General features: G+C 67.9%; 19 protein-coding genes. 3 read left to right on the top strand and 16 right to left on the bottom strand.

The features are described from left to right. Window positions 1–8 precede the first annotated feature (8 nt). Together BN3001_RS00660 and BN3001_RS00665 are read left to right on the top strand one after the other, a co-directional pair. The gene (locus BN3001_RS00660; RefSeq protein WP_082629860.1) at window positions 9–1,523 is read left to right on the top strand and encodes an alpha-amylase; all 1,515 of its coding nucleotides are present in this window, start codon (window positions 9–11) and stop codon (window positions 1,521–1,523) included. A gap of 28 nt (window positions 1,524–1,551) precedes the next feature. Next, complete coding sequence (locus BN3001_RS00665; RefSeq protein ID WP_058269915.1) at window positions 1,552–2,367, top strand: YaaA family protein; 816 nt, start codon at window positions 1,552–1,554, stop codon at window positions 2,365–2,367. Window positions 2,368–2,707: 340 nt separating this feature from the next. Here BN3001_RS00665 and BN3001_RS00670 read toward each other — a convergent pair whose 3' ends face one another. The 15 genes from BN3001_RS00670 to BN3001_RS00740 all read right to left on the bottom strand — a co-directional run bounded on the left by BN3001_RS00670 (window position 2,708) and on the right by BN3001_RS00740 (window position 21,839). Further along, on the bottom strand, window positions 2,708–3,832 hold the full coding sequence (locus BN3001_RS00670; RefSeq protein WP_058270003.1) for a nucleoid-associated protein: 1,125 nt from the start codon (window positions 3,830–3,832) through the stop codon (window positions 2,708–2,710). A gap of 179 nt (window positions 3,833–4,011) precedes the next feature. Beyond that, entirely contained in the window at window positions 4,012–4,665 is a 654-nt protein-coding gene (locus tag BN3001_RS00675; RefSeq protein WP_058269916.1) for a GNAT family N-acetyltransferase, read from the bottom strand. A 326-nt stretch (window positions 4,666–4,991) separates the two neighbouring features. Next, entirely contained in the window at window positions 4,992–5,825 is an 834-nt protein-coding gene (locus tag BN3001_RS00680; RefSeq protein WP_058269917.1) for an ADP-ribosylglycohydrolase family protein, read from the bottom strand. Then, window positions 5,825–7,141, bottom strand: coding sequence for a DNA (cytosine-5-)-methyltransferase (dcm, locus tag BN3001_RS00685; protein ID WP_058269918.1), 1,317 nt, complete (start codon window positions 7,139–7,141; stop codon window positions 5,825–5,827). The genes BN3001_RS00680 and dcm overlap by 1 nt, the downstream gene beginning before the upstream one ends. A 92-nt stretch (window positions 7,142–7,233) precedes the next feature. After that, on the bottom strand, window positions 7,234–8,580 hold the full coding sequence (locus BN3001_RS00690; RefSeq protein ID WP_058269919.1) for a Sau3AI family type II restriction endonuclease: 1,347 nt from the start codon (window positions 8,578–8,580) through the stop codon (window positions 7,234–7,236). Between the two features lie 25 nt (window positions 8,581–8,605). Then, window positions 8,606–9,775 (bottom strand): [FeFe] hydrogenase H-cluster radical SAM maturase HydE, encoded by a 1,170-nt coding sequence (hydE, locus tag BN3001_RS00695; RefSeq protein ID WP_082629861.1) that lies wholly within the window; start codon window positions 9,773–9,775, stop codon window positions 8,606–8,608. After that, on the bottom strand, window positions 9,772–11,052 hold the full coding sequence (gene hydF / locus BN3001_RS00700) for a [FeFe] hydrogenase H-cluster maturation GTPase HydF (RefSeq protein ID WP_082629862.1): 1,281 nt from the start codon (window positions 11,050–11,052) through the stop codon (window positions 9,772–9,774). The genes hydE and hydF overlap by 4 nt, the downstream gene beginning before the upstream one ends. A gap of 4 nt (window positions 11,053–11,056) precedes the next feature. Beyond that, window positions 11,057–12,292 (bottom strand): nitrogenase component 1, encoded by a 1,236-nt coding sequence (locus tag BN3001_RS00705; protein WP_058269920.1) that lies wholly within the window; start codon window positions 12,290–12,292, stop codon window positions 11,057–11,059. A gap of 10 nt (window positions 12,293–12,302) precedes the next feature. Next, complete coding sequence (locus tag BN3001_RS00710; protein ID WP_058269921.1) at window positions 12,303–13,661, bottom strand: nitrogenase component 1; 1,359 nt, start codon at window positions 13,659–13,661, stop codon at window positions 12,303–12,305. A gap of 11 nt (window positions 13,662–13,672) precedes the next feature. Next, the gene (hypE, locus tag BN3001_RS00715; RefSeq protein WP_058269922.1) at window positions 13,673–14,677 is read right to left on the bottom strand and encodes a hydrogenase expression/formation protein HypE; all 1,005 of its coding nucleotides are present in this window, start codon (window positions 14,675–14,677) and stop codon (window positions 13,673–13,675) included. Between the two features lie 3 nt (window positions 14,678–14,680). Further along, window positions 14,681–15,799: a hydrogenase formation protein HypD gene (hypD, locus tag BN3001_RS00720; protein ID WP_197407426.1), complete on the bottom strand. Its 1,119-nt coding sequence runs from the start codon at window positions 15,797–15,799 to the stop codon at window positions 14,681–14,683. Next, entirely contained in the window at window positions 15,796–16,008 is a 213-nt protein-coding gene (locus BN3001_RS00725; protein WP_058269923.1) for a HypC/HybG/HupF family hydrogenase formation chaperone, read from the bottom strand. The genes hypD and BN3001_RS00725 overlap by 4 nt, the downstream gene beginning before the upstream one ends. A 67-nt stretch (window positions 16,009–16,075) precedes the next feature. Continuing rightward, window positions 16,076–18,550 (bottom strand): carbamoyltransferase HypF, encoded by a 2,475-nt coding sequence (gene hypF, locus BN3001_RS00730; RefSeq protein ID WP_197407427.1) that lies wholly within the window; start codon window positions 18,548–18,550, stop codon window positions 16,076–16,078. Further along, on the bottom strand, window positions 18,547–21,060 hold the full coding sequence (locus BN3001_RS08425) for a nitrogenase component 1 (protein ID WP_197407428.1): 2,514 nt from the start codon (window positions 21,058–21,060) through the stop codon (window positions 18,547–18,549). The genes hypF and BN3001_RS08425 overlap by 4 nt, the downstream gene beginning before the upstream one ends. Continuing rightward, complete coding sequence (locus tag BN3001_RS00740; protein WP_058269925.1) at window positions 21,057–21,839, bottom strand: nucleotide-binding protein; 783 nt, start codon at window positions 21,837–21,839, stop codon at window positions 21,057–21,059. The genes BN3001_RS08425 and BN3001_RS00740 overlap by 4 nt, the downstream gene beginning before the upstream one ends. A gap of 264 nt (window positions 21,840–22,103) precedes the next feature. Here BN3001_RS00740 and BN3001_RS00745 point away from each other — a divergent pair, with 264 nt between their 5' ends. Further along, complete coding sequence (locus BN3001_RS00745; RefSeq protein ID WP_058269926.1) at window positions 22,104–23,585, top strand: DUF1846 domain-containing protein; 1,482 nt, start codon at window positions 22,104–22,106, stop codon at window positions 23,583–23,585. 128 nt (window positions 23,586–23,713) lie between these two features. Here BN3001_RS00745 and BN3001_RS00750 read toward each other — a convergent pair whose 3' ends face one another. Further along, the gene (locus BN3001_RS00750; RefSeq protein WP_058269927.1) at window positions 23,714–24,562 is read right to left on the bottom strand and encodes a DegV family protein; all 849 of its coding nucleotides are present in this window, start codon (window positions 24,560–24,562) and stop codon (window positions 23,714–23,716) included. Between the last annotated feature and the right edge of the window lie 171 nt (window positions 24,563–24,733).

Consider the following 24,733-nt stretch of genomic DNA (forward strand, 5'->3'; position numbering starts at 1 on the left):
GGATGTTCATGAACGGAACCATGCTTCAGGGCTTCTCCTGGTATCTGCCCGCCGACGGCAAGCACTGGGAGCGCCTGCGCACCAACGCCAAGGCCTTTGCGGAGGTCGGCATCACGAGCGTGTGGCTGCCTCCGGCCTACAAGGGGCAGGCCGGCGCCGAGGACGTGGGCTATGGCGTGTACGACCTGTACGACCTGGGCGAGTTTGACCAGAAGGGCAGCGTGGCCACCAAGTACGGCACCAAGGACGAGTATCTCGCCGCCATCAGGGAGCTCAAGGCCCAGGGCATTCAGGTGCTGGCCGACGTCGTGCTCAACCACCGCATGGGCGCCGACGAGTGCGAGCAGGTGGAGGCCGTGGAGGTCAATGCCGACGACCGCACCCAGGACTCCTCGGGCACGCAGGTCATCACGGCCTGGAGCCGCTACACCTTCCCCGGGCGCAAGGGCGCCTACTCTGACTTCGTTTGGGATCACAGCTGCTTTCATGGCTGCGACTACGACGAGGCCACCCAGCGCAAGGCCATCTTCCGCTTTGCCGACAAGCAGTGGGACCCTGACGTCACGCACGAGAACGGCAACTACGACTATCTCATGGGAGACGACGTGGACGTCACGCACCCACCCGTCTACGACGAACTCGTGTCCTGGGGCGCGTGGTATGTTGACGCCTGCGACCTGGACGGCTTTCGCCTTGACGCCGTCAAGCACATTGAGCGTGACTTCTACCGCCGCTGGCTCGACGAGCTGCGCGAGCGCACGGGCAAGGAGCTCTTTACCGTGGGCGAGTACTGGTCAAGCGACCTCGACGAGCTCAGGGGCTACCTTGGCGATGATGCTCCCATGAGCCTCTTTGACGTGCCGCTGCACTTCAAGCTCTTCCAGGCGTCCACCTCGGACGGCCAGATGGACCTCTCAAGGCTCTTCGAGGGGACGCTCGTCGCAAGCGACCCCACCCATGCGGTCACCTTCGTGGAAAATCACGACACCCAGCCCGGGCAGGCGCTCCAGTCGTTCATCGAGCCATGGTTCAAGCCAAGCGCCTACGCTTGCATCCTGCTGCGCGAGGCAGGCTACCCCTGCGTCTTCTATGGCGACCTCTTTGGCATGCCCAACGGCGGCGACATCCCCGCCGTGGAGGAGCTTCCCCTGCTCATGGAGATCAGGCGCCGCTTCGCCTATGGCCCGCAGCACGACTTCCTTGACAGCCCCGACCTCATCGGCTGGACACGCGAGGGTGACGACGAGCATGAGGCCTCCGGCGTCGCCGTGCTCCTGACCGACGGGGAGCAGTCGCAGGCCCAGATGAACGTGGGCGCCTCCCATGCGGGCGAGACCTGGCGCTGCGTCATCGGCGACGAGGCGTCGGTGACCATAGGCGACGACGGCTCGGCCACGTTCAGCGTCGGGGGCGGGCGGCTGTCGGTCTACCTGTCCGATACGGCCATCCCCACGCTGCGGAGCGACCGTCGTCGTCTGAGGCGCGCCGAGGCCAAGGGGACCGACCCCTCCCCCGCCGCCTAGGCAGACCGTCTGACGACGCCGCCAGATCATGGGCTTTCGCATCATCATATCCCCCGCCAAGCGCATGGTAGCAAGCGACGATGAGCCGAGGCCCGCACAGGCGCCTCGGCTTCTCGAGGACGCTCGGACCCTGGCCGCCGCCCTCCTTGCCCTGGGCCGCGAGGACGCCCAGAGGCTATGGCGCTGCTCGGACGCCCTGGCGGGCGCTGCCTGGGCTCAGACCCTCGCGCTCGGCGAGGCGCTACGTCAGGGTCCCGCGTCCCTGACCGCAGCCGTGACCTGCTATAACGGCATCCAGTACACCCATTTGGCCGCCGCCGTCATGAGCACGGAGGAGCTCGCCTGGCTCGAGGGGCATCTGCGCATCGTGTCCGGCATGTATGGGGCGCTCCGCCCCCTGGACGGCGTGGCTCCCTACCGACTTGAGATGCAGGCGCGCCTGGCGCCGAAAGGCGCGCGCAACCTCTACGAGTTCTGGGGCGATCGCATCTGTAAGGAGGTCATCCGTGGTGCAGACGATGCCGGTGGCGGCGCGGACGGCACGGGCGACGGCGCGACCGCCATCGTGAACGTCGCGTCGGCAGAGTACGCCCGCGCCGTCCTCCCCGCAGCCCGCGCGGCGGGAGTCAGGGTGATCACCTGCGGGTTCTTCGCGCCGCGCCCGCGGGACGGCAAGCTCGTGCAGGCCGCCACGGAGGCCAAGGCAACGCGGGGCGGCTTCGTGCGCTGGGCGGCGGAACGCCGGATAGGCAACGTGGAGGACCTGCGACGCTTTGACGACCGAGGGTACGTCCTTGACCAGGGACGCTCCTCCAAGGATGACTGGGTCTTCATACGGCGCTAGCGCGGCGAGCGGAAGGGCATGGGGGCAAACCTGGCGCACATCCGCTCGCAGTACCACCTAATATGCATAAGTAAGTCATTCATATTCGTGTCCTACTTTGAGGGTTGTCAAAAAGTCGGCATTACTCGATGAAAAACGACCGATTTAGGTAAAAAATAGCGAGTAATGCCGACTCTGGGACATGTCACGCCACAAGCGATGCATAGGGGTGCCACACATACGCAACCGCTCGCTCATGAGCCCAGTCGGCCGACTCGTCGCGCGGGGTTGTGATGGCGTGAAGACGCCTGGCAGACGATGACGTCGTCACGTCACCGCGCCGCAGGGTTCCGGCCCGCACCTACTTGTTTTCGATTCGTCCCACGTTCTTGATGAGGATGGACACTCGCCCCTCGTCATCTGCCGTGAACTCGATGAAGTTGGCGTCCGCCGCATACTCGCTGGGGAAGCTGATCTCGATGCCGGTGTCGGTCTTGATGCGGTGGTTCTTGGCGATCCTGTTGGCCGCCGTACGCCGCATGGGCACCTCGTCGGGCAGGCTCGCCTCGCCCAAGGCGCTCTCATAGCGCTCCTGCAGCTCGGGACGGCGCTCAAAGACCTGCCTTCCCACCTCTGCCGGCGAGAACGCCTCCTCCCGCTCGGCGCTGGCCGCCACGGCATGCTTGGCCTGGGCGACCGCGCGCGACGCATGTTCGCCGTACTGCTGGGCCACCTCCTCGACGATGCGCTCGACCGTCTGCATCGCCTGCCTGGCCGAGGCCTGCGCACTGCACGCGAGCAGATGGTCGGCGATGAGGTCCACCTCGCTGCCGGCCTGGCTTCGCGGCTTGTCATGGAAGTCAATCGCACCGGTCGCCAGGTTCACCAGCAGATAGCTGTCAAGTTTCTGCGTGGGATTGGGAAGCGTGCAGTCCTGCCGCAAGATCTCGTTGGAGGGAGCGCCCGAGCCATCGGACCTCAGGTCATGGACGAACGACCGCCTGCGCGGCAGCAGCGCCGCGCCAAAGAAGCGCTCGGAGAGGTCTTCGCCGCCCAAGGAGGGCGCGGGGACCCTTGCAACCTTGACAGCTGCCGCAGCCGTCGTGGGCGCGACGGTCGCCTGAGACGTCGCCGCAGGTCCTGAGCCCAGGTCGCACGTGTCCGTGAAGTCGACGACCAAAAGGTCGCACTGCTCCAGGTCATCGCAGCGCCGCAGCTCCTCCCACAGGAACGCGGCCAGCTGCTGCGACAGCTCCACGAAGCCCAACGAGCCGCCGCGCGCATACTGCTCGAGCGCGTCGCCAAACGAGCTCTCCCGCGAGAAGGTGCCGTGCCGGCTCTCGACCGACGAGGCCAGCTTGCGCATGCAACGCTGCACATACGACTTGACTGGACGACTTCCCAGGTCGAGCTCGCGCTCGCTGGGGTACGAGGCGCCCCCCTCAAAGTCAAAGGCGTGAAGTATGGCATGCGTGATGCGCATCATGACGGTCACCGCGTTTCTCTGGATCAATGGGACATACAGCATAGCTCAGACTGGATATCCAATACGGAAGCGAGGCCGGGACACGCGGGGCGAAAAACCCAGCCGGGCGCGGCCAGGGGCCAACCAGACGGAGCCAGCCACCCGACCGGCCCGCTCCCACCTGTGACGGGACGGTATGGCTAGAGCCTGCGCGCCAGCAGCGACACCGTTCGCCTGCCGGAATCCCCCGCAGCGCCGCGCCGGCTCTCCACGACGCTCAAGCCGTGCTTGCGCATGAACTCGCTGTCAAAGTCATCGTCCACCACGCCAAAGCAGCCCTGTGCGCCGGCCTCCGCGAAGGCGGCGAGCATCGCGTCAAAGAGCGTCTGGCCGATGCCCTGACGCTGAAAGAGGGGGTGCACCACCAGCAGGTTGAACTCCGCCTGCGAGTTGGTGAACCCGCGCGAGATGAACACGTCAGCCACCGTGAACATGCGCAGCTTGCTGAACAGGCGCTCCTCCACGGCAATGCCGCCCAGCTTGGCGCGCTTGCGGGCGATGGCCATCGTGTCCTCGAAGCTCCTCTTCCACTTGTCGTTCTTCTCGAGGACGCCGTCCAGGCAGACGCCGCCAAAGCAGGCACCCACGACGCGGTCGCCCTTGGTGGCGACCTGCGTGATGCTCGAACGGCGCAACGCGCCCGCCGTCAGCACGCGACCAAAGATGATGCGGTCATACACGCCCTCGACGCTCTTGTACCAGGCGCGCGCGCACATGTCCGTCACGGCGTCAAAGTCCCCGCCCTCAAAGGGGCGGTACCCAAACGGTTGCGAGCTGTCTGCGAGAGCGGGCATGGATTTCCTTCCGAAACGTTTCGTATAGTCTATCGCACCCGGAGATGCTCGTCTATTTATCCAATAACAGATGGATTATTTTAAACGGTGGATGGTATCTTGCTCACAAAAGAATCAATTTTTTTAGTAAAAAATGCGTTATTGATTGCAGGTGGCAGCACGGCCGTCACCAGCGGCGACCCGCCGGTGAGCCGACCGTCAAAAGACGCCCGCCAACGCATAGCCGCGCGCGTGCTCACGCGCGGCGGGTTCGTGGCGTGCTCGCGACGAGTGACGACGAGGGCGGCCGGGTGCGCGACAAGGCCGCGACGGCCACCCCGGGCGCGTCAGAACAGGCATTCCTCGATGGTCCCCTTGCCCCTCAGGCGATCCATCCAAGCGGCGGGAATCGTGGCGGCGCCATAGATCACGCCCGCGAGCGCGCCGGCGACGGCGGCGGTGCTGTCGCTGTCGCCGCCCAGGTTCACGGCGGCAAGAACGCACTCCCGGTAGCTTCTCGTGGTGCCGACGCTCCAGAGCGCCGCGTCAAAGGTGTCGCGCACAAAGCCCGTGGAGCGCACGCGGCGGCGCGGACGCCCGCCCTGCTCAAGCGCCAGGCGCTCCCAGAGCGCCACCGAATCCCTGGCCGCCTCGCGCAGCAGGTGGACAAAGTCGACGCAGGTCTCGTAGCTCACGTGATGCGCGTGCGTGATGCCGCTCACGTCGCGCACGTCGTCGTCGCTGGCGTCGCAGAAGGCGAGAGGGCAGATGCGCATGAGGGACCCGTTGCCGTTGTCCCATTCGCCCCTAAGCCCGTGGCCGGACGTCAGCGCCGCGCGGGTGGTCCTGCCTACCGAGAAGCAGCCGTCCACGGTGTAGGCGCCCGTGAGCATCCACGACTCAAAGCGCAGGCGCAGGTCATAGGTATCGACCCTTCCGCAGGTCTTGATGGAGTCGCAGGTGGCGATCGTCATGGCGGTGTCGTCGGACCAGGTGCCCGCCGGCCGTTGATGCCTGCCTTTGCCCACCATGTCCGTGCAGGTAAAGCTGTCACGCGCAAGCCCCTCAAAGGGAACGCCGAGCGCGTCTCCCACCGCCTCGCCCCAGACGGCGTCCGCGAGGCCGCGAGCGGTGGTAAGGTCGATGTGCGGCACAGGATATCCTGCTTCCTCACACGCCATCATGCATCCTCTCGGCCAGCTTCATGCGCACGTCGCCCCTCGTCGGCCACGTCCACGATGGCTTTCCCTATACGATTGGGAATGCCAACCACCAGGGCATTTCCCATGCAGAAGGCCCTCTGTCCGTCCGTCATGCCCGTCGCAGTCCAACCCTTTGGAAAGCCCTGAAGCCGGTCAAGTTCGTCAGGCACAAGACGCCGGTACCGCCCGTTGACCTTTACCACATGCTTGAAGCGAGAGGGACTCGTACCCCCCTCTCCCGTCAGAATCGTCCTGCTGGGATTTTCCAGCAAGTCGGGAAACGCCATAGCACCCTCCGAGTACACATACTCATGGCCCGTCAGCTTGTTCTTGCGCGGAACTCGTTTTGCGCCTTTGAGGTATTCCCAGCGCGGAAGCTGCTCAGAAGGGATGACGTACGATGCGGGGACCTCAGTCTCCGGGACAAGGACGTCCCCCAAGCTTCCCCTGACTCCGTCATAGCTCTCGCGGGCATGGCAGGTAAGGGCCGTGTCTCCAACCATGACCCCTGCTTCAAGAAATGGGCTGGAGGGAGTCCTCGCCTCATTGAAGTGTCTCGTCGCCTCAAAGGGGTCGGGTGGTATCGTCACAGGCCGAGGCCCGCCGTCGATGGACATGGGAAACGCCCCCTGCATGACTCCGTCTCGCAGGCGGGCGTCAATGTCCCAACTGGGTGCGGCACGTTCCGCAAAGATATAGACGCGTTTCCTGCGCTGAGAGAACCCATAGGCGGCACTGTTGACTACGCGCCATTCCACGGCATATCCCAGCGATGCCAGACAGCTGAGAATGATGGCGAAATCTCTCCCCCGTCGAGAGGCGGGGCTCTTAAGCAATCGATCGACGTTCTCAAAAAGGCACCATCGCGCGTTTGCCGTATCGAGCGCAATCTGGTATTTGAGGAACCTAAAAATATCCCACCAAAGTACGCCCTTCTTGCCTTCGATACCGCCTGCCTGAGACAGCGAGCGAGCCACCGAATAATCTTGGCACGGAAAGCCGCCAACCACCATGTCAACGGCCGGAATGTCCAGCGCTCCCGCCTCCGCCTCGTTCATGACAAGATGGATGTCTCTGTTGACAAGCTCCCCCGTCCCAAAGCGTCGAGCATAGCAGCGCGCCGCAAACTGGCGGGCGTCGCTTCCAGGCTCCCATTGATTTGCCCAAATCGTCTCGAAGGGCCCTGCGGATGGAAGGTTCCACGAGGGATGACCCTCCGCCCGAAGGCCTTCAAGACCAAGTCGAAAGCCGCCGACTCCCGCAAAGAGCTCGGCGACGGTAATCCGTTTGTCCACGTTTCTCCATTCGCTGCTGTGGACGCCTACGTTCCTTCATCTTAGCCAATCACGTCGACAAGAATGGCATTTGCTCACCTTGGCACAACCGCCTAGAGTTTTTTCAGCTCTTCCGCAAGGTACTTCTTGTTGAGCCAGAAGCTTTTCTTTGTCACGGGCCTTCCGTGCGGCTGTGGCACCACATCAGAGGCCCTACGCCCATGCGGACGTACATGGCAGCAACGATTCTCGCTGGAGTGCACCGAATCCTCCGCCCTTCCCCTCCTGACGTTGTCCCTCATGTGCTCGTAGCAACGTCGCGCCTCATCAAGATCATCGTCGGGCATCTGCCAGAAGGCGACGTCGGACAAGACGTACGTCTCGCTCGCCCGACTGGTCTGCCGGTACATCACAAACAAGTATCGCTGCTGAAGCTGCTGGTAGAACTCCGAGCTCTCAAAATTGGTCGCCTCGAGCTCGCCATAGTCAAATGCCGGAAACGAGACGTCCTCCTTGGGAACGCCAGTCGTCTTGACGCGCATCGTCTTGGGCTTGATGCCTGCCTTCTCAAACTCCTCGATCTTTGCGTCATCGTCAATGCCCAGGATTCTCTTAGTAACAAGCGCGCAGGCGTTCTTTGCCTTGTGGCCGCGTTTCTCGCACAGGCCAAAATGTCTGAAAAGGGCGTCCTCCGTCATGCCGAAGTACGGCTGGAATCGCGCACGAACCACCTGAAGCAAATCAATCTGAGCCTCGCCCGCAACGCGCTTAATCCGCTGTCTGCGGCTAAGCAGAGCATTTTCCACAGCTGTCATGTACGAGGCCTTGAGAGCCCACGCACGGGGCTTGGCGGGAATCGCCGAGAAGGGCTGGGTCGTCCTCTTCCTTGAGTTCGTCGCCTTAGTACAGGCCTCAAGGTACAACGTGTCGGAGCCAGAGATGTCCTCGGCTCGTCCTTCCCTCACCTTGCCGACCACTGTCTCCCAATCACGCTTGATCTGAGGTAGGTCATCTTCCGGGATGCCCCATAGGTCAGCAAGTACGAACTCAAAGTCAAGTGGGTCCTTCTCCTTCTCGTAGAGATAGGCAAGGAGAAGTATGTTGCGGGCCTTGTCAAGAAAGTGGCTATGCTCAAAGTCCTCGTTGACGACCGAGTGGTAATCAATCATCGAGATGACGAGCCGTTCCTTGGCGGATAGGGACTGGTCCTTCAAGCGCTTCATGGGGGTCGTTTTTAGCTCGATTCCCACCTTCGGAAAGTCGGGACGAGGGTCGCTGTTGGGCGCATAGAGGAAGTACTTCTCCTCTACGAAGTTGCCCAGCGAGCCGCGACGTGACACAGGTGGCACGATGGTCTCCGCATCGACGTGCATCCTCAAGGTCGTGCCCGGAAGACGCTGGGCATATCTCAGGATGGACGCGGCGTCCGCGTCATCGTAGGGAAGCTCGCCCGCAGACATGCATGACCCCCTTCGCAGACTCAGCCTAGTCGTTTAAGTGTAGGCCTTCCAGCCTGGGACAGCGGCTTTTGTCGGAGCCCGCAGGCGTCATGGGCACGCGGCGTGGCGACTCGCCCTGACGCTGCGCCGCGCCTCGTTCGCCCGACGCCCACCGGGCATGGTCGCCGCGGCTCACCACCACCTGATAGCCCACGCTCTCCATGCGTCGCGCCATGCAGCGACAGCACTCCGCCGCCTCGTCGCCCGTGCAGATCTTGCCGTCGTAGAGCAGGTACTTGCCGCGGACGTCCCGGGGCGAGAGGTTGGGCATGACCACGTTGGCGCCGGCGAGCATGCCCAGCTCGCGTCCACGGGGATCGATGGTGCCCAGCGCCGTCGTGGCGGGCAGGAGCACCTCGGGCAGCATGAGCCGAATCACGGCCAGAAGATGGAGCGTGTCGGCGAGGGTCCCGGCCCTCTTGTGCGCGAAGGGCGTGTCGGCGTGCGGGATGAAGGGGCCTATCCCCACCATGTGCGGCTGGAAGTCCCGCATCCACAGCAGGTCCTCCACCACATGGTCCCAGGTCTGCCACGGCGACCCCACCATGATGCCGCACCCCACCTGATATCCTATGTCCTTGAGGTCCCTCAGGCAGCGCTTGCGCCCCTCGACAGACAGCTCGCTCGGATGCAGCAGGGCGTAGTGGGCGGGGTTGGACGTCTCCTGCCGCAGCAGGTAGCGGTCGGCGCCGGCGTCAAAGAAGGCCTCGTAGCTCGAGCGCGGGCGCTCGCCTATGGACAGGGTCACGGCGCAGTCGGGGTGCGCGGCGCGTATGGAGCGGACGAGGTCGCACACGAGCTCGTCCCCAAAGGCCGCGTCCTCCCCACCCTGGAGCACGAAGGTCCTGAATCCAAGGTCATATCCCGTGTCGCAGCAGGCGAGGATACGCTCGCTGCTCAGACGATAGCGCTGGGCGCGGCCGTTGCTGCGCCTGAGGCCGCAGTAGAGGCAGTCGTTGCGGCAGTAGCTGGTGAACTCCACCAGACCGCGCAGATACACGTCCTTGCCGTAGACCGCCTCGCGCACGGCGCGCGCCTGGGCATAGAGGAGCTCCTCCTCTGAGGACGTGAGAGAGGCGAGAAGCTCCGCCAGCGCGGCGGCGTCCAGGGTCCCCCGTTCCCGCAGCTGGGCTATGCGTCGCTCGTTCGCGGTCATGGGCGTCCCCTCACGATGGTGCCATCCCCTCGCCCGCCAGGCTTCGGACCGTCAGGCTCTCGACCGTCCGCCTCCAGCAGGCGCACGAGGTCGGGAAAGAGCGAGAGGCTCCTGGCGAGGATGCCCTTCATGTGCGCGATGGCCGTGCCGTAGTTGGTCAGGGGCACCCCCTGCGCGGCACAGGCGGCCGCGCGCCGCGCCAGCTCGCGCCCGTTGAGCATGCAGCCACCGCAGTGCAGGACGAGGCGGTAGGGCGTGAGGTCGTCAGGAAAGCCGTGGCCGGCCGTGGCGTCCACCATGAGCCTCTTGCCCGTGCGCTCCCGGAGCCAGGCGGGAATCTTCACCGTGCCTATGTCGCCGCACTGCCGATGGTGCGTGCATCCCTCGGCGACGAGCACGCGATCGCCGTCGCGCAGTCGGTCGATGGCGGCGACGCCCCGGACGGCACCGGCCAGCAGCCCCTTGCGACGGGCCATGAGGATGGAGAAGGACGTGAGGGGCACGTCCGCGGGGACGATGGCCGCCACCTGAGAAAACGCCTGACTGTCGGTGATGACCAGGGCAGGGCGCGCGTGGGGCGGCATGCGCCCCAGCACCACGGCCAGCTCGCTGTCACGCACCACCATCGACACGGCGCCGGCTTCGAGCACGTCCCGTATCGTCATCTGCTCGGGCAGGATGAGGCGACCCTTGGGCGCGGCCTTGTCAAGGGGGATCACGAGCACCACGAGGTCGCCCGGGGCTATGAGGTCGCGCACGAGGGGCCGCTCCCGGGCGCCGGTGGAGCCGAGACGTGCGATGCGCTCCCTCAGCGCGCCCACGCCCTCCCCCGTGAGGCCGCTCACGTACACCCTCGCGTCGTCATCGGCGGGCACGCGTGGCAGGAGGTCTCGCTTGGTGAGCGCGACGAGGTAGGGCACGTCATGCGAGCGGAAGAGCTCCTGAAGCTGGCGCTCGCAGGCGCCCATGCCCGCGGTGGCGTCCACCACGAGCACCGCCACGTCCGTCTGGTCCAGGATACGACGGGCCGCGCGCACGCGCCTCTCGCCCAAGGGACCCTCGTCGTCAAAGCCCGGCGTGTCGATGATGACGACCGGTCCCAGCGGCAGGATCTCCATGGACTTGCGCACGGGGTCGGTGGTGGTGCCAAGCTTTGGGGAGACCACGGACAAATCCTGGCCCGTCACGGCGTTGACCAGACTCGACTTGCCGGCGTTCCTGCGCCCGAAGAAGCCGATGTGAACCCGCTCGGCAGATGGGGCGTCATTGAGTCCCATGTCGTCACGCCCCCTTTCGCATGGCGTCGCCGACGAGCGCCATGGGGTCGACGCTCATGAGGTCGGGTATCTCGCGCAGCCACTGTCGGCCCGAGAGCGCCAGGTGCGGCAGGCGGCAGAGGCGCTGGTCGCGCGCGCAGACGTGGGAGAAAAACGGGTCGCCCACGACGATTGCCGCCTCCCGAAGGGCGCGTGCGACGCCCTCCTCGCCCCTGACGCAGACGTCGCCCAGCCGCGGGTCCACAAGGCGGCGCGCGTCCTCGACGGGGCTCACGAGACGCGCCGTCACGTCCCTGCCCCCCAGCGCCGCCGCCATGGATCCCATCGCGACGGGCTCGCCCACCAGGGCGAGCGCGGCGGAAGCCGGAGTGCGAGGTGCCTCGATGCCCCCCTTGAGCAGGTCTTTGTCACGGCTCTGCACAAGACGCAGCTCAAGATAGGCATTACGGCTCCTGCGCTCGTCACGGGCGCGATCGAGCGCCCGGGCGAGCGCGGGCCCAAAGCCCCTCACGGGCAGCCCCACCACATAGGGCTGCCCCAGCCTGCGCTCAAGCTCGCGGGCGGCGTCAAGGCCGCAGGCCGACACCACCAGGTTCACGTCCGCCTGGGAGGCGCGCATGACGTCATCCAGCGTGCAGCCAAGCGACCAGAGTGACGTGAGCGCAAAGCCCTCGCCCTCCAGCCAGCCCACGAGGCTCTCCCTCGACGTGGGAGCCGCGAAGTCGAGGGGCGTCATCCCCAGCACGTTGACGCGGGCGCGCGGCGGGCGCGCGGCACGGGTTCCCTCGCGCGCGGCGGTCACGAACGCGCGCGCGAGAAGCGCAAAGGCCAGGCCCGCCCCGCGCACGTAGTCATGCATGCCGTTCGTGGGCACGTGACGGCAGACGACGCCCGTGCGGGCCTCCACCAGCCGCGCCAGCGCCGCAAAGTCCGTCCCCACCTGGAAGGGCACGGGCGAGCCCGCCAGGACCACGAAGCGCGGTCGCGTCTGTCCCACGGCCTCGACCACGTCGGCGACGAGCCGCTCGTCGTTGCCCATGAGGGCGTCCGCGTGGCGCAGGCCCGAGACGAAGACGAGGCTGTCCTGGTCATACCAGCGCAGCTCGTCATGGGTGTTGTACGTGGAGTTACAGCCCGAGGGGTCGTGGATGACCACCATGCCGCCCAGCTCGAAGAGGGCCGAGCAGGCGCCCGAGACGTCGCCTGCGTAGACGGGCAGGATGCGCTGTGACTGTCTCATGTCTCCCTCCCTACCACGGCATCTGACAGGCGCACGGCAGTCCCAGCCCCTTGCGCGGCACGAGCGAGCGAACGTCGACGCTGGCTGCCCAGGCCCTCTCCATGAGCCCGACAAGGTGCAGGATGGCCTCATAGCCCCAGTGGCCGTCCGTCTCGATGACGTTGACCACGTGCGAGGTCCCCACGAACCAGGCCGCCTTGGGGCCGACGGCAAGCCAGCCATCCCCGTCGGTGCGGGGCCGCTGGCGCAGCGTGGGGTGAACGGTGCTCCAAAGCTCAAGGTCAGGGGCCTGGGAGCGAAGCCACGCCAGGGCGCCGCGCTCCTCGTCGCTCACAACGTCCAGATACACGCGACGCACGTCCAACCCATGCTCCAGCAGCAGGCGCGCGAGCTCGAGCGGGTGGTTGACCGCCAGGGCGTCGATCGCCACGGGCACGCCCGCAAGCCGGCGTGCGAGAGCGTCCAGGGCGGCGTCGCAGGCGCGGCGCTGCTCGCGCGTATTCGGCGTCGGGACGCCCAGCGCCTGGGCCAGACGCCCCAGGGAGGCGTCGATGGCCTCGTAGTCCAGCGCGGGGGGCAGGTACAGGTACGGCCTTTCCAGCCGGCGCGCCACCTTGGCAAGGCCCCACGCGGCCACGGCCGTCCTCGTCACCAGAAGCGAGCTGGCCCCCAGCGACAGATAGTCGTCAAGGCGCGCGCAGTCATGGAGCTGCATGAGCCTGCGGCCCGAGGAGCGCACGAGGCGGGCCAGGTCGGAGTCATCGGGCAGGCGCAGGTCGTCAGAGAGCACCCCCACCAGGTTCTCGTCTTGAGGCACAGGGTCAAGGAGCTCGGCCATGGCACGGCGCTGCCGCTGCTCGGGCGTGATGCCCGTCTTCTGCATGATGGGGTCCATCCAGCAGCGCAGGAAGCGCACGCGCGGAAAGCGCCGCTCTAGCTCCGCGTACACGTAGCGCACGTCGGTCCCCACAAAGTGGTGCAGACACACCAGAAACACCATCACGGCACGAGGGTGGTAGGTGAGCTTACGCAGCACGTCGCTCACGCCCTCGATCGTGACGGACTCGAGGTTGTCCCGCAGCAGGTCCGCCTCCTCGATGACGACGGACGAGAGGCGCTCTGACGCCCCCATCTCGGCCGCCGTGAGCACGACGCCCCTGAGGCAGTTGTCCGCGCACACGTAGATCTGATGACACTCGGGCATGAGCATGCCCGTGTGGACGATGTTCCAGTTCTCGTGCACGGGCGCGTTGAACTCCAGCACGTTGGGAACGGGACGGGGAAAGGACGCGTCGGCCGCCCGCACCCACGCGGGCGTCCTTTGGTCGCCCGCCTCAGGGGCCAAGGAGGGACGCAGCCGTCTGAGCATGGCGCACCTCCCTAGCAGATGCGGGGCAGCAGCTCGTTGCCGGGCTCCGGCAGGATGGTCTGCGTGCCTATCTCGGTCTGCATGACCACGAGGCCGGGGTCCTCTCGCGTGACGCTGCCGATGACGCAGGACCCCTCGGCGTGCGTGCTCGCGCGCAGGGCGGCAAGGACCGCGTCCACGGCGTCCGGCGGGCACACCACCACCAGGCGTCCCTCGCAGGCAAGGTAGAGCGGCTCGAGGCCCAGCATGCCGCACACGCCGGCCACCTCGGGCGCCACCGGGACCTTGGTGGCGTCCAGGCGCACGCCCACGCCGCTCTGGTGCGCGATCTCGTAGAGCACCGTCCCCACGCCGCCGCGCGTGGCGTCGCGGATGGTGTGGATGTCGTCGCAGGCGTCAAGGGCCGAGCGGATGGCGGCGGCAAGCGGGGCGCAGTCGCTCGTCACGTCCGCCTCGATGCCAAAGTCGTCGCGCGAGAGCAGGATGGCACAGCCATGGCGCCCCACGTCGCCCGTCACGATGACGGCGTCGCCCGGCCTCGCCGCCCCGCCGCGGGGACGCGCGCCCCTTCCCAGGACGCCCACGCCCGTCGTGGTGATGAACACGCCGTCGACCTGGCCCCGGCCCGCCACCTTGGTGTCGCCGGCGACCACGCTCACGCCCGCCTCCCGCGCGGCGGCGGCCATGGAGGCCACGATCGTCTCGAGTTGGGCCAGCGGATAGCCCTCCTCGATCTGGAAGGCGCAGGTCAGATACAGCGGCGTGGCGCCCATGCAGGCCACGTCGTTGACGGTGCCGCAGACGGCGAGCTTGCCCACGTCGCCGCCCGGGAAGAACGCCGGCGACACGATGAAGCCGTCGGTGGAGAGCGCCAGGCGGCCGGCCGGCACGTCCACGACGGCGGCGTCGTCCTCCGTGAGAAGCGGGTTGGCCAGGTGCGCCTTGAAGACGCGCTCGATGAGCTCGGAGGTCTGCTTGCCGCCCGCGCCCTGGGCCAAGGTCACAACGTCATTCATGAGCTATCCTTCCTCGTCGCCCTCGGGGGCGTGAGCATGCGCGGGCAGGTCGCGAGCTGCCCTGGGAACGTCGGCGCCGTAGAGGTAATAGGCCGAGCAGGCGCCCTCGCTTGAGACCATGCAGGCGCCCACGGGGTGCTCCGGCGTGCAGGCGCGGCCAAAGACGGGGCACGCGCCGGGGGCGCAGCGTCCCTGCAGTACCTCGCCGCAGCGGCAGGCCGGGTTCTCGCGGCCCTCCGAGGGGGCGACGTCAAACTTGACGCGGGCGTCCCAGGCCGCATGGCGCTCGCGCAGGCGCAGGCCCGACCCCTCGATGGTGCCGATGCCCCGCCAGCGGGCGTCGCAGGGCTCCATCATCTCGTCCACGATGCGACGGGCCGCGGGCGACCCCTCGGGCCGCACCACGCGCGGGTAGCAGTTGACGAAGAACGGCTCCCCCTCGGCGAACCTGGTGACGCCCACGGCGAGCGCCGTGACGAGCTCGCGCGCCGTGAAGCCGGCGACCACGCCGCTCACGCCCGCGCGGGCCAAATCCTCGCAGACCGCGGTGCCCGTGACGGCGTGGACGTGGCCGGGATACAAGAAGAGGTCCGTGGACCCCCGCATGGCCTCATAGGCCCCAGGCATGGTCTTGTTGGCCGTGAGCAGCGAGAAGTTGCAGACGTCCTGCTCCTTGGCCTGACGAACGGCGAGGCAGCACGAGGGCGTGGTGGTCTCGAAGCCCACGGAGAGGAAGACGACCTCCTCCTTGGGGTGCGCGGCGGCGTAGGCCTGCGCGTCCTGGGGCGACCAGACCACCCGCACGCGCGCGCCTCTCGCCCGGGCGTCCGCCAGAGACAGCCTGCTGCCGGGCACGCGCACGAGGTCCCCGAAGGTGGCGATCGTGCAGCCGCGCTCAAGGGCCAGGAAGAGCGCCTCGTCTATGAAGCCGACCGGCGTCACGCAGACGGGGCATCCCGGACCCGAGATGAGCTCCACCTGGGCGGGAAGCAGGCGGCGGATGCCCTGCCGAAAGATCTCGTGGGTGTGCGTTCCGCAGACCTCCATGATGCGCACGCGTGGCCCGTCATAGCCCTCCAAAGCCGCGCGAGCGACAGATCCGGCCGCCGACGTGCCGCTCACAACAGCTCCCTCTCGAGGTCGCCGGTCTCCGCGTCGTCATCGTCCGTGATGCGGGCGATGGCGGAGCCGGCGTGCACCATCACGTACTCACCCGGCTCGAGCCCCTCAAGAAGCTGGGCGGACACCTCGCGGCGGGCGCCCGTCGCCTCGACGAGGGCGGTGCCTGCCGCAGAAACCCTGATCACCCGTGCGGGCAGTCCTACGCACATGTCTTGGTCCCTTCTCATCCGGCGCCGCGCACGCACGTCGGCGCTACCTGCGTTTGCCGTTTCCCGCCTAGAAGGACGTGTCAAAAAACGACCGCCCGTCCTGCAGCGCCTGGGCCGCGACCACCGCCTGCCCCAGGCAGATGCCGCCGTCGTTGGGCGGTATGAGGCGATGGGTGAGCACTCGCAGGCCCGCCGCCTCAAGGTCGTCCTTTACCAGGGCCAGCAGGAGCGTGTTTTGAAAGCACCCCCCGCTCAGGGCCACGGTGGTGAGCTTGCGCCGTCGGGCGACCCACCGCGCCGCCCCAGCCACCTGCCGCGCGAGGCCCACGTGGAAGGCGTAGGCCAGGCGCCCCGCGTCGTCTCCCGCCAGTCGGCGTGCGACGAGCCAGCCCACGAGGCGGTCGGTGGGAAGCGTCATGAGCCCCTCGTCGCCGAGCGCCCAGGCGGCGGGCGCGCCCGGCATCGGCAGTCCGACGGCAGAGACGGGCGAGCCTTGGTCGGCTGCCCAGCGCTCGGCGCGGTGCTGGAGCAGCACGGCGGACTCCCCCTCGAAGCTCGACGTGCGGCTGACGCCCAGAAGGGCGCTCACGGCGTCAAAGAGCCTGCCCGCGGAGGTCGAGGTCACGGCATTGACGCGCCGGCGCGTCATGGCCAGCTGCGCGCGCGCCTCCTGGGGCGAGCAGAGCCTCAGGCGTCGGACGAGCGAGAGCGTCTCGTCCGACGTATCGTCCGCCAGGCCCGCAAGCCCCCCCAGCAGCGACACGGCGACGCGCCAGCCCTCCAGCGCGGCGGCGTCTCCCCCCGCCTGACAGAAGGGCGCGATGCGCCCCACGCGCTCAAAGCCATGGAAGTCGCAGACCATGAGCTCCCCGCCCCAGACGCTGCCGTCCTCGCCGTAGCCCGTGCCGTCAAACGAGACGCCCACGACGGGCTCGGTGACGTCGTTCTCGGCCATGCACGAGACGACGTGCGCAAAGTGATGCTGCACCCGCACGAGGGGGACGCCCGCGTCCCGGGCCATCCTCTGTGCGACGCTCGTCGCGTGGTAGCGAGGATGCAGGTCGCAGGCGACGACCTCGGGGGCCACCTCAAGCAGCGCCTCCATCCGCCCCACGGACGCCTCGAGCGCGTGCACGGCGCGCAGGTCGGCAAGGTCGCCCACATAGGACGAGGGATAGAAGAGGCCGCCCGTGCCGACGCAGAACGTGTTCTTGAGCTCGCCGCCCACGGCGAGGACGCGCACGTTGGAGGTGTCCTCGTCCGTCCCTGTTCGCCCGTCGTGCCGAAACGGCGTCGAGAGCACCACGGGCAGCGGCGCGTAGCCGCGCGAGCGCCGCACCATGTAGGGGCGCCCCTCAAACCAGTCCATGACGGAGTCGTCGGCGCGCGTGCGTATCGTCCGGTCATGCGAGAGCACGAGGTCCGCGATGCCCCCCAGCTGCTCGCGGACGTCGTCATCATCCTTGCAGATGGGGGCGCCCGACACGTTCGCGCTGGTCATGACCAGGACGTCGGGCGTCATGACGTCATCGTCATAGGCAAAGAGCAGCAGCTGCACGGGCGCGTACGGGAGCATGACGCCCAGGCTGGGGGCCTGGGGCGCCACGCAGGGCGCCACCCGCCCGCCCGCGCGGCGCCGCAGCAGCAGGATGGGCCTCTGGTGGCCCGCGAGGACCTCGCGCTGGGCGTCCGAGAGCTCGCACTCGCGACGCACGACCCCCTCGTCGGCCATCATCACGGCAAGGGGCTTGCTCGGCCGGCGCTTGCGCCGGCGCAGCCGGCTCACCGCGTCCTCGTTCGTGGCGTCGCAGCACAGATGGAAGCCCCCGATGCCCTTGACGGCCACGATGCCGCCCGCAGCCAGGCAGCGGCGCGTGGCCGTGATGGCCTCGGCGCCCCGCTCGTCGCGGTCCAGAAGGTAGACCGCAGGACCGCAGTCGTTGCAGCAGACCGGCTGGGCGTCATAGCGGCGGGAGGCGGGGTCATGGTATTCGCGCGCGCAGTCGGGACAGAGGGAAAACGCCCGCATGCTCGTGCGCTCGCGGTCGTACGGGAGCGCGTCCAGGATGGTCAGGCGCGGTCCGCAGCAGGTGCAGTTGATGAAGGGGTGCAGGTAGCGACGGTTCGTGGGGTCAAAGAGCTCGCGCCTGCAGTCGTCGCAAATGGCGATGTCGGGCGAGACGAAGACCTCGCCCGCGGTCTTCTCGCTCACGACGATCCTGAAGCCCTCGAGGCGCCCGACCTGTGCGGTGGGCACCTCCTGGGACTCCAGGCGGACGATGTCGGCGCGTCGCGGCGGCTCCGTGCGCACGAGACGCTCGAACTCCCGCACCTGGTCGGCCGTCCCCTGAGCGTAGATCTCGACGTAGGGGCCCTTGTTGCAGACGCTGCCGCAGACGCCCGCAGTCGCGGCGTGACGGTCCACCGTGGGCCTGAAGCCCACGCCCTGGACGATGCCGTGGACGCGCAGGCGGTGGGTCACCGGCCGCGCGCCGTCATGCCCCGCCTCCGTCGCGGCGCCTGTGAGCATCCTCTCGCTCATGTCCCCGACACCGCCGCGAGCCGCGTCAGGTGCCCTGACAGGGCAAAGTGGGTCTCGTCGAAGAAGTCGCCGTCGTAGCCGTCGAGCAGGGGCCTGAGCACGGCGTCGGCGAGCACCACGTCGGCGCCCATGTCATCGACCGCGCGGCGAAGGTCCGCCTCCTCGCGCAGCGCGACGTCGCCAGGTCGCGTGACCTCGTCGGGTCGCATGAAGAAGCTCGCGCAGCGCACGTCGGCGCAGCCGCGAGACAAGAGCTCGCGGCGCAGGGCGTCGGCGGCCACCTGCTGATGCACCACCAGAACGCGCCTCCCCTCCCAGCCGATGGGGGGAATGAGGGCGCTCACCAGGGGAAAGCCAATGTCATAGGGCGTGCCGAAGCGCTCCTTGAGGAGCTTTGCCGCCGCGAGGCCCGAGGGTGCCACCACCAGGTTGCGCTCGGCGGCACCCGCGCTCATGACGTCGTCAAGCGAGGCGCCCATACCAAAGCAGGTCACGCGCCGCCAGCCCGCCGCGCAGAGCGCCCCCGCGAGCGCCTGTGCCGCGCCGGGGTCCGAGAGGTCCATGGGCGTGGCGCCCAGGACGCCCAGCCGTCCGGGCTCCCTGGCGGGACGCTCCCCGCGATCCGCGCGGATGCCGTCGGCAAAGGTCAGGAAGAGCTCGCAATAGGCGCGCTCGGCCCCCACGTCGTAGAGGCGCATGCCGTTGGCGTCGACGGCCACGGCGGGCAGGCCCGTGGCTCGCTCGCTCATGCGGCGCAGGGCGGTGAGGTCCGTGCCTATGACCGCCGGGACGGGCGTGCCCACGAGGGCGACAAAGCGAGCGTCGATCTTGCCCGCGGCGGCGGCGAGCTTCTTCACGAGCAGGTCGTCCCTGCCCATGATGGCGTCCATGTCGCGCAGTCCGGCACTGAAGACGGCATCCGCGCCCGCAAACCAGCGCGGCTCGTCAAAGCCGCAGACGTTGCCGGTGCAGCCGCCCGCGTCGACGATGACCGAGAGGCCCCCCAGGCCGAAGAGCACCGAGACGGCGCCGGACTGGTCCGGCGCGAAGGGGGTGAGCACCCGGCGCAGCCCCTTGACCTCAAGAGAGGGCTGTCGCAGGACAGTCCGCCCCGCGGCCCTGACCGGACGCGGGCCCGGGCGGGACGACCGACCGGCCGCAAGGTCCTGCGCGCGCTCGTCTCTCAGCGAGATGGCGCCGGGGCGCTCGGCCTTTCCCGACAGCACGCGCTCGAGGGACGCAAAGAGGCCCATGACCGCCGTGTAGCCAAAGGGCTGGACGTCGTCGTTCCAGGCCAGGTTGGGGCGGTCGGGATGATAGTGACCGGCGTCGCGGCCGACGGTCAGCGTGACTGCGGCGTCGGGCTCGTAGCCGATCATCGTGGGCTCGAGGTTGGAGTAGACGCGCGTCTGGGGGGAGAGCTCGGCCAGGCGGGCAAGATGGCTGAAGCGCTCGGGCGCGAGGGTCCCAAAGACCTCCGCCACCCCAAACCCGTAGCGCACGAGGGCGAGCGCCAGCTCGAAGGGGTCGGCGTTGCAGCACTCGCCCACCGCGAAGACCTCGCGCGCGTGGCGGGCCCCAAACGCGCGCACGGCGTCTTGGGCCCTCTCGCGCCAGGGCGCCTGATCGAGGCGCACGCCCAGGGCGCTCCCGAGCGCCTCGTACTGGCTGTGGATGCGGTCAACCTGATAGAGGCGCGAGAGCTCGATCCAGGGGATGCCCAGCCGCTCGCTCAGGTCCTGGGCCGCGGGCGCGGCCTCGGGGTTGAGCACCAGGTTGAAGTTGGCGCGGGCCATGTCCCGAAAGTCCTCGAACGTCGCGCAGGAGCCCACCTCGCGCACGTGGCGCACCCCGGCGCGCTCGAGGAGTCCCTTGAGGTCGGAGTCCTGCTCCACCGGCGCAAAGTGACCCAGGAGGTTGCAGGAGCGCGGGTCCCTGCGGGCGGGCTCCAGCAGCGAGTAGATGGACTGACGCACGTTGACCATGGGCGGCCGGCGGCCCTCGCGGGTGAGCGCGTACATGTAGCAGGGACGCACGCGAACGCCGGCGAGGTCCTCCGCCGCGCGGCAGACGCGCTCCATGTCCGTGCCCAGAAGGGCGTCCACGCAGGTGATGCACACCATGACCACGGACGGCGGGTCGGGCAGGCTTTCGCAGACGGCCTTGACCGCCCGGGGTATGCGCGCCAGATGGCGGGCGGTGATGAGGTCCGTCTCGCTCATGAGCAGGTAGAAGAAGCGATGCTCATAGCCCGGCAGCTCCGACACGGAGCTGGTGTTGCGGCCGCAGCAGCCGGGCGCCACGACGAGCATAACCGAGCCGGGAACGGAGAGGCCGGCCCGTTTGACGCCAAAGCCCTCGGCGCCCGGCGAGTTGAAGGCGAGGGCCGCCGGGGAGCTGTAGATGAGATGCGTGGACGAGACGAGCTCGGCGGGGATGTCGTCGGGGCCGCGCCGCCAGAGCTCCGCGGCCGTGTACGAGGCGACACGGGCGCGCGGTCGCAGGCTCATAGGAGCGCCTCGCGAGAACGCGCCGGGGCGTCGTCGGCGAGGAGCCTTTGGGCCAGGTCGATGAAGACCCGGGAGACGGGCAGGCTCGCGTCGCCCTCGATGACGGTCTTGCCCTCGTCCTCGAAGCGGTTGACGTCGTCGGAGCGGGGAATGTCGCCTACCACCTCCAGGCCGGCCAAGACGGCGAAGTCCCTCACCTTCCGCTCCTCGTCCGGGACGTTGCGCCGGTTGAGGATGATGCCGCCCAGCTGGGCGTAGCCGCGCTCCTCGAAGTTGCGCACGGCGGTGCTGATGTTGCCGGCAGCGTAGAGGGCCATCTTCTCGCCGCTGGTCACGATGAGGACCTTCTGGGCGTAGCCCTCGCGGATGGGGGCCGCAAACCCGCCGCAGACGACGTCGCCCAGAACGTCAAAGAGGACCACGTCGGGCTCGTAGGTCTCAAAGAGCCGCAGCTCCTCGAGGAGGTTGAACGTGGCGATGATGCCGCGGCCGGCGCAGCCCAGGCCCGGCGTGGGCCCGCCCGTCTCGATGCAGAGCACCCCGCCGAAGCCCACGCGCGATATGTCCGCGAGGGACGGGGGCTCCTCGTCCTCGCCACGCAGATAGTCCATCACGGGACGCAGGGCCTTGCCCCCGAGGAGGTTGATCGTGGAGTCCGCCTTGGGGTCACAGCCGATCTGGATGGTGCGCCGGCCCAGCGTCGCGAACGCCGCCGCCAGGTTGCTGGTGACGGTGGACTTGCCGATGCCGCCCTTGCCATAGACCGCGATTCTGAGCATGCGCACCCCTCGCCCGTAGGGGCACGCCGACGAAGAGGCCCGCGCCACGAGTGGCGCCGTCTGCTGGTGCGACATGGCCGTCTTTCGAATCGAGCTGGCTCTCTTCGTCAGATACCCCTTGCCAGAACATGTCATTTGACCTTCCGGGCCGAGTCACCTCTCCCCGTCAGGCCGATTCAGTTTACCATAGGTGCCGATGCGACCCCGCCGCGACGGCACGTCCGCCTGCGGCGAGGACCCCCTATCACCAGCCTCGGAGGGCCCATGGACACCGGTTTTGACAACGACCTCTACATTCGCACCCAGGCCTCGCGCATCCGCGAGCGCATAGGGCAGTTTGGGGGCAAGCTCTACCTTGAGTTTGGGGGCAAGCTCTTTGACGACTACCACGCCAGCCGCGTGCTGCCGGGCTTCCAGCCCGACTCCAAGGCGCGCATGCTCTCCGAGCTCGCGCCCGACGCCGAGGTGGTCTTTGCCATCTGCGCCTCGGACATCGAGTCGGGCAAGCGCCGCAGCGACGTCGGCGTGACCTACGACGAGGACGTGCTGCGACTGATGGACGTCTTTCGCGGCATGGGGATGGCGGTGGGCGGCGTGGTTATCACGCGCTTCTCGGGCCAGCCCAAGGCCGAGGCCTACCAGCGCCACCTGGAGCAGCTGGGCATCCGGGTCTATCGCCACTATCCCATCGAGGGCTACCCCTCCAACATCAACTTGATCGTCTCGGACGACGGCTTCGGCCGCAACGACTTCGTGCCGACGGAGCGCCCCCTCGTGGTGGTGACGGGGCCAGGGCCCGGCTCGGGCAAGCTGGCGGTGTGCCTGTCGCAGCTGTGGGGCGAGCATCGGCGCGGGGTGGAGGCGGGCTACGCCAAGTTCGAGACCTTCCCCGTATGGAACCTCCCCCTCAAGCACCCCGTCAACGTCGCCTACGAGGCCGCCACCGCCGACCTCGACGACAACAACATCATCGACCCCTATCACCTTGAGGCCCATGGCGAGATCGTCGTCAACTACAACCGCGACGTCGAGACCTTCCCCGTGCTCAAGGCGACGATGGAGCGCATCGGCGGCGTGAGCCCCTATCTCTCGCCCACCGACATGGGCGTCAACATGGTGGGGCTGTGCATCAGCGACGACGAGCTCTGCCAGAGGGCGGCCCGCGAGGAGATCGTGCGCAGATGGTTCTGGTGCGCCGAGAAGATCGCGCGCACGGGCGAGGGCCGGGAGGAGCTCGCCAAGATCGGCCTCCTCATGAAGGAGGTGGGCGTTGACGAGGGCCTCTCCCCCGCTCGCGCCGCGGCGCTGCTCAAGGAGGAGGTCACGGGAGGGCCTGCGGGCGCCCTCGTCCTGCCCGACGGCTCGGTGGTCACGGGACGCACGAGCAAGCTGTTGGGGGCCGCCTCGTCGCTTCTGCTCAACGCCCTCAAGCGGACGGCGGGTGTGGACAAGGACCACTGGGTGGTGTCCGACACGGCGCTCGCGCCCATCTCGCGCCTCAAGACGGAGCACCTCAGGAGCGTCAACCCGCGCCTGCACAGCGACGAGACGCTCATCGCGCTCTCCATCTCAAGCGTCACCAACCCCGAGGCCCAGCGCGTCATCGACGCCACCAGGCAGCTCAAGGGCTGCACGGCGTACTTCTCGGTCATCATCTCGAGCACGGACGAGCTGGTGTACCGCCGGCTGGGCATCAACGTCTGCTGCGAGCCCAAGTTCGAGCGGCACACCTTCTATCACGCCTAGCCACGCGGGGCGCCTCCGGCCGCCGGGGCGCGCCCCGCCCGAGCGGCCGGAGGCGCCCCCGGCGAGTGCCCTGAGGAGGCTCGCGCCAGCCAGCCGGACGACGGCCTGCCGATCAGCCGGTCGTCGGCCTACCGGTTGCCGAAAAACGCGATGATGATGGTCCCGGGGCCGGTGTGCGTGCCGATGGTCGCACCGCAGGACACGCGAGGAATCTGGTCCTCATGTCCCTGGAGGGTCTCGGCGCCGTCGCGCACGTACTTGTCGAGCAGCTCGCTTCCCAGGCCTGCGTATCCCATGCACACGGGCAGCGAGAAGTCGATGCCGCCCGCGGAGGTGACGAGCTGGCTCAGAAGGTTGCGCCCGTTCTTGGAGCCGCGCGCCTTGCCCAGCACCTGCACCGTGCCGTCCACGATGGAGATGACGGGCTTGATGGCGAGCATGGTGCCCAGCGCGCCGGCGACGTTGGATATGCGCCCGCCCCGACGCAGGTACTCGAGGGTGTCCAGCAGCGCCACGAGCTTGACGTTGCCGCGGCGGTCCTCGAGGTCGCGAGCCACCTCCTCCTTGCCGAGCCCCTCTGCCACGAGCCTGCGGGCGCGCTCCACCATGATGCGCTCGCCCACGCTGGCGTTGAGGGTGTCGACGACGCGAACGCGCTCGCCGTACTCCTGCGCGGCGAGGCAGGCCGACTGGTAGGTGCCCGAGAGCTTTGACGAGATGGTCAGGATGAGCGCCTCGTCCTCGTCGTTCTCGAGGGCCCGGGCGAGCACCTCCGAGAAGCCGAAGGGCGTCACCTGGCTCGTGGAGGGCAGCTCGTCCGACTCAATGAGCAGCTCATAGAAGCGCTGGTGGGAGAGGTCCACGCCGTCCTCGTACGAGGTTGATCCAAAGCAGATGGTCAGGGGTGCCACGAGCACGTCAGCGAACTCCCCCTGCTTGATGTCGGACGCCGAGTCGCAGATGATTCTCAGTGCCATGGTGGTTCCCCTTTGCCGTTCGTGCGGACATGACCTGCATGGCACCCGTCACGAGACGCGACTTCCCCACATGCGGGACCCGTGGCACCATTACAATCAAACAGTAGCATAGACCTGACGCCCGGCCGGCGAGTCCCTGCCGTCCGGGCGCCGCACCCGATAGATTGGCAT

The organism is Olsenella massiliensis (genome assembly GCF_001457795.1).
GTDB lineage: Bacteria > Actinomycetota > Coriobacteriia > Coriobacteriales > Atopobiaceae > Olsenella_F > Olsenella_F massiliensis.